We start from the raw sequence: 3,572 nt of genomic DNA on the forward strand, positions 1-3,572 counted from the left end.
GGCAAGCCAGCTCCCACCTTTGCGCGGTGTGCAGTCCATTAAATGGGGCGTAACCGCAGGATTTGCGCGCCGTCGAACGGGTCCGTCAGGTAATGCGCCTGCACCCCGAATGTTTCCTGTAGCCGCTGCGGCGTCAGCACCTCCAGCGGTTTGCCCAATGCCACCAGGCAGCCTTGATCCAGTATCGCCAAACGATCACAGGTCAGCGCCTGGTTCAGGTCATGCAGCGCAATCAAGGTCGTTACCGGCAGCGCCTGCACACCTTTCAAAATCGCCAGTTGATGTTGGATATCCAGGTGATTGGTCGGCTCATCCAGCAACAAGATCTGCGGTCGTTGCGCCAATGCGCGGGCGATGTGCACGCGTTGGCGCTCGCCGCCAGAGAGGCTGCGCCAGGCGCGTTGGCTCAGGTGGGTGGCATCGACGTCGTGCAGCGCCTGGCGCACGATGGCATCGTCTTCGGCAGACCACGGGCTCAGCGCCGACAGCCAGGGCGTGCGGCCCAGCGCCACGGCATCGAACACGCGGATGGCATCGTCGGTATCAGCCTGCTGCTCCACCACCGCCAGGTGTTGCGCAACAAGGCGACGGGGCAGTTTGGTCAGGCGCTGGCCGCCCAGTAACACCTCGCCGGACGCAGGCACACGCAAACCGGCGAGCAATTTAAGCAGGGTGGATTTGCCCGAGCCGTTCGGCCCGACAATGCCCAAGGTTTCACCTGGCTGAACTTCAAGATCAATGTCGCGCAGCAAATGCGTTTCACGCACCTTGAAGCCCAGGCCGGTGCAACTGAGTACCGTCATCGCGCATTCCTCCGGCCAATCAGGATCAATGCAAAGACTGGCGCGCCGACCAAGGCAGTGACCACACCGACGGGAATCACCTGGCCTTTGATCAAGGTGCGCGACAGCACATCAGCAGCGATCAGAAACAACGCGCCACCCAGCGCACTGGCGGGCAGCAACCGCGAATGCCCGGTGCCCAGCAGCAGGCGCACGGCGTGGGGAATCACCAGCCCGACAAAACCGATGGAGCCGACAATCGACACCATCACCGCCGTCACCAGCGCCGCGCAACCGACAAGCACAAATTGCACACGGCGCACTGGAATACCCAACGAAGCTGCCGAGTCGGTGCCAAAGGTAAACGCATCCAGTGCACGCCGATGCCACAAGCACACCGCCAGGCCTGCGACCGCCACCGGCACCGCCAGCCACACCGACGGCCAGCGCACGCCGCTGAGGTTGCCCAGCAGCCAGAACATGATGCCGCGCGCCTGTTCGGAACTGGCGGACTTGGTGATCAGGAACGCGGTGAGGGCATTGAACAGCTGCGAACCGGCGATGCCGGCGAGGATGATCTGGCCGGTGCCGCTGACTGAGCCGCTGGCCCGTGCCAGCAATATCACCAACGCAAACGCCGCCATCGCGCCGACAAACGCGCCCGCCGACAGCGAAATCAGCCCACCGCCCACGCCCATCAATGCCACCAACACTGCACCGGTCGAGGCGCCCGCGCTGATGCCCAGCAGGTACGGATCGGCCAACGGGTTGCGCAGCAGCGACTGCAGGATCACCCCGCAGGTGGCCAGCCCGGCGCCACACGCGGCGGCAACCAGCGCCCGTGTCAGGCGGTAGTTCCACACCACGCCTTCATCGATCGGGTCGAGCACGTAACCGGCCGCCCAGAGTTTGTTGGCCAGCACCTGCAAGACCACTTGCGGTTCGATGGCGGTTTCGCCGATGGCGGTGCCGGCGAGCACGGCCATCAGCAACACGGCGAGGGCGAGTAGGGTTCGCATCATTTCGACAGGTCGTAGCCGTCGATGGCACCGGCCAGTTGTTCCAGGCCATCGAACATGCGCAGGCTGGCCTGCAACGCCAGGGCATCAATAATGAGGATGCGGTTGTTTTTCACCGCGTCCATGTTGCGGGTCACCGGGTCGCTGCGCAGGAAGGCGAGTTTCTTTTCATGGTCGTCGGCCGGGTAGCGACGGCGGTCCATGCGCGCGATCACCAGGAAGGTCGGGTTGGCCTTGGCGATGGTCTCCCAACCGACGGCGGGCCATTCTTCGTCGGACTGCACCACGTTGTGCAGGCCGAGGGTTTGCAGCATCAATTCGGGAATGCCCTTGTGGCCGGCCACATACGGGTCGGCGGCCATTTCGCTGCTGGAAAACCACACCAGTGCGCTGGCGTGCTTGAGGCCCTTACCCTGGGCGGTGGCGACCGACTTGGCCAGGCGGGCCTTGAGTTCGTCATTCAACTGTTGGCCGCGCGCTTGCACGTCGAAAATCTCAGCCAACTGGCTGATGCTTTTATAAATCGTGTCGATGCGAAACGGCTCCAGCCGCGTGCCATCGGCGCCCACCAGGTTGTCCTTGCCTTCGCAGTCGGAGGGCAGCACGTAGGTGGGAATCTTCAGTTCGTGGAATTGCTCGCGGGTACCGACCACGCCTTGCGGGCCGACCACCCATTCCAGCTCGGCGGCCACCAGTTGTGGGCGTTTGGCGATCACAGCTTCGAAGCTCGGCTCGTTGTCGGCCAGGCGCTCGATCTTGTCGTTTTGCGCTTTGAACTGCGGTAATACGCTGTTGAACCACAGCGAAGTGCCGACCACTTTGTCCGCTACGCCCAGAGCGTAAAGCATCTCGGTGGCGGCCTGGCCGATGGTCACGCTGCGTGCCGGGGCTTGTTGGAAGGTGACGCTGCTGCCGCAGTTTTCCACCGTGAGCGGGTAGTGAGTCGGCGTGGCGTGGGCCAGGGCACAAAAGCCCAGGCCGGTGATCAGGGCGCAAACGCGTAGCAGCATGGGGCAATCTCCGAGTGAACCGTACGGGAAACAGGGCAGGTACGGCTCGGAAACACACCTTTGAACGCTGCAGGTTTGCAGGGCGCGGATGTCCTTCCCGGACACCCCGCCGGTGAGTGATAACGCTGGGCCGGCAGGTCTCCTGACTGATGCGTCGTCGCCTCGCTCCGGCCTTCCCGGACGTGGTCCAGTGGCAATGGGGAGCAGGCTCGGCACCTACAGTTGCGGGGGCAGTTTCGATTGGCGCGATGGGCCGCGCTTCGAATTCCCTATTAGTCCCGTTTGGGAACCGGCGCGGTATGGTAGTCGATTGCGGGGTGCGGGGGAATTGGCGCCATTCCTGCGAAGAATAAGAGCTATGCCTTGGGCCTGCCTACTGCTCGCCGGTTCAGTTGGGGACGCCTGCGCTTTTGAAGGCCTGGAGAAGGTGACCATGCCTACCAACCGAGTAACGCGCGAGCAAGTGCTGGAAGCGAGTAAAGGCAGGCTGCAAAAACAGTGGGGAACGTGGCGGTCGACTAATCGATAAGCACTGCAGATCAAAGGTGGGAGCTGGCTTGCCTGCGATGGCAGTGGGTCAGCCAAGGAGTTGTCACTGATGCACCGCTATCGCAGCATAGGTATCTACACAACTTTTTAAAGCAGCCTATTTCTCCTGTGGTGTCTGGGTTTGGGGCCGATTCGCGGCCCAACGCAGGACAAGCCTGCTCGCCACAACAGCCCACTGGCCACTAACCGGTTGTGTAGATACCTATGCCGCG

At 62.8% G+C, this 3,572-nt stretch carries 3 protein-coding genes and 1 riboswitch; all 3 genes read right to left on the reverse strand.

Annotation, left to right across the window (positions count from 1 at the left end):
- Positions 1 to 38 precede the first annotated feature (38 nt).
- Genes HX790_RS21095 through HX790_RS21105 form a run of 3 tightly spaced genes read right to left on the reverse strand, consistent with a single transcriptional unit; the run spans position 39 to position 2,811 of the window.
- Entirely contained in the window at positions 39 to 803 is a 765-nt protein-coding gene (locus tag HX790_RS21095; protein WP_176992081.1) for an ABC transporter ATP-binding protein, read from the reverse strand.
- The gene (locus tag HX790_RS21100) at positions 800 to 1,804 is read right to left on the reverse strand and encodes an iron ABC transporter permease (protein WP_017138720.1); all 1,005 of its coding nucleotides are present in this window, start codon (positions 1,802 to 1,804) and stop codon (positions 800 to 802) included. Before HX790_RS21100 ends, HX790_RS21095 begins: the two co-directional genes overlap by 4 nt.
- Entirely contained in the window at positions 1,801 to 2,811 is a 1,011-nt protein-coding gene (locus HX790_RS21105) for an ABC transporter substrate-binding protein (RefSeq protein WP_017138721.1), read from the reverse strand. The genes HX790_RS21100 and HX790_RS21105 overlap by 4 nt, the downstream gene beginning before the upstream one ends.
- A 114-nt stretch (positions 2,812 to 2,925) precedes the next feature.
- A riboswitch (cobalamin riboswitch) is annotated at positions 2,926 to 3,120 on the reverse strand.
- Positions 3,121 to 3,572: the final 452 nt, after the last annotated feature.

Source organism: Pseudomonas sp. IPO3747 (genome assembly GCF_013385245.1).
GTDB lineage: Bacteria > Pseudomonadota > Gammaproteobacteria > Pseudomonadales > Pseudomonadaceae > Aquipseudomonas > Aquipseudomonas edaphica.